Genomic DNA, 1,651 nt, shown 5'->3' on the forward strand with positions numbered 1-1,651 from the left:
GGCGTCCGCACCGGTCCGCGCGCCCGCGCCTACGATACGCGCCGCTTTGCCGAGCGCTCCGACTTCGCCCGCAACGCGATGGTGAAGATCGACAGCGACATCGCCGACTTCTTCGGGAGCCCTGAGGCGGTGAACCAGGCGCTTCGTCTTCTTATCGACGCCGCCCGCGTCGTTAAGCTCGATGCCGTGAAGCCTGCCGAAGCGCAGATTGAGCCCGAAACCGCCGCTCAGCTCTATCCGGCCGACATCGACGAAGACGACGTCGAGGATTCGGAATACGGCGAAAGCACGGAAAAGTCTGAAGCGCCGGAAGCTGAAGCCGCCAAGTAACGGGACTGAGGGATTGTTCGGGTTCAGGGGATCGTTAAGCTCCCCGGGACCGAAGTCCCCATACAATGGAAGTCAGATGGATTTCCAGCCCAGAAAGAGCCCCGGAAGCCCCGGGGCTTTCTCATTTCTGCGCGCACAAACGGCGGTTCCCGAACGATGAACGACTACATCCTTGCGCTCGACCAGGGTACTTCGAGCTCGCGCGCGCTGATTTTCGACCGGCGCGGCGGGACGGTGGCGCTCGCTCAGCGCGAGTTCGCCCAGCATTACCCGAATCCGGGCTGGGTTGAGCACGATGCGGCTGAAATCTGGGAAACCGAGCTTGCGGTCGCCCGCGAGTGCCTTCAGAAGGCAGGCCTCACGGGAAACGACATTGCCGCGCTCGCCATCACCAACCAGCGCGAAACGACGGTCCTCTGGGACCGCGCTACGGGAGAGCCCGTTTCGCCCGCCATTGTCTGGCAGGACCGGCGCACGACGAAGCGCGTGGAGGCGCTCGAAGCGGAGGGCTTCGAGCCGCTCGTCGCCGGAAAGACGGGCCTGAGGCTCGACCCCTATTTCTCCGCGACCAAGATTGAGTGGATTCTCGACCATGTGCCGGGGGCGCGCGAGCGCGCTCAGAAGGGAGAGATTCTCTTCGGCACGATCGACGCCTGGCTCATCTGGAAGCTCACGAAGGGCGCTCTTCACGCGACCGACATCACCAACGCCTCGAGAACGCTCCTCTGCGACCTGCGCTCCGGGCAGTGGGACGACGAACTCCTCGACATCTTCCGCATCCCGGCGGGCATTCTGCCGGAGATCATCCCGAGCTCGCAGGCTGCCGGATATTCGGACCCGGAATGGTTCGGGGCGGCGATTCCGATTGCGGGCGTTGCCGGCGACCAGCAGGCGGCGGCCTTCGGCGAGGCGTGCTTTCACCCGGGAACGGTGAAGAACACCTACGGCACGGGCGGGTTCCTTCTCATGAATATCGGGAGCGAGCCGCGTGCGAGCGTTTCGAGGCTCATCACGACCGCGGCCTACCGGATCGGCGACGAACCCCCGAGTTATGCGCTCGAAGGCTCCGTATTCGTTGCGGGCGCCGTCGTGCAGTGGCTGCGCGACGAGATGGGTTTCGTGAAGCGCGCGAAGGATATTGAGCCTCTCGCGCGGTCGGTGAAGGATTCCGGCGGCGTCTACTTCGTCCCGGCCTTCACGGGGCTCGGCGCTCCGCACTGGGATCCGGACGCGAGAGGGTGCCTGATCGGCCTCACGCGCGGAACCACCCGGGCGCATATTGCGCGGGCGGCGCTCGAGGCGATTGCCTTCCAGAGCGCGG

General features: G+C 65.2%; 1 protein-coding gene and 1 pseudogene. Both read left to right on the forward strand.

What is annotated here, in order from left to right; genetic code table 11:
* A pseudogene (locus GBM95_RS11630) lies at window positions 1-330 on the forward strand (hypothetical protein); the annotation flags it as partial.
* A gap of 156 nt (window positions 331-486) precedes the next feature.
* Window positions 487-1,651: FGGY family carbohydrate kinase (locus tag GBM95_RS11635; RefSeq protein WP_152159240.1), on the forward strand; the 1,165-nt coding region annotated here is incomplete at its 3' end.

The organism is Sutterella seckii, assembly GCF_009183815.1.
Lineage (GTDB): Bacteria > Pseudomonadota > Gammaproteobacteria > Burkholderiales > Burkholderiaceae_F > Sutterella > Sutterella seckii.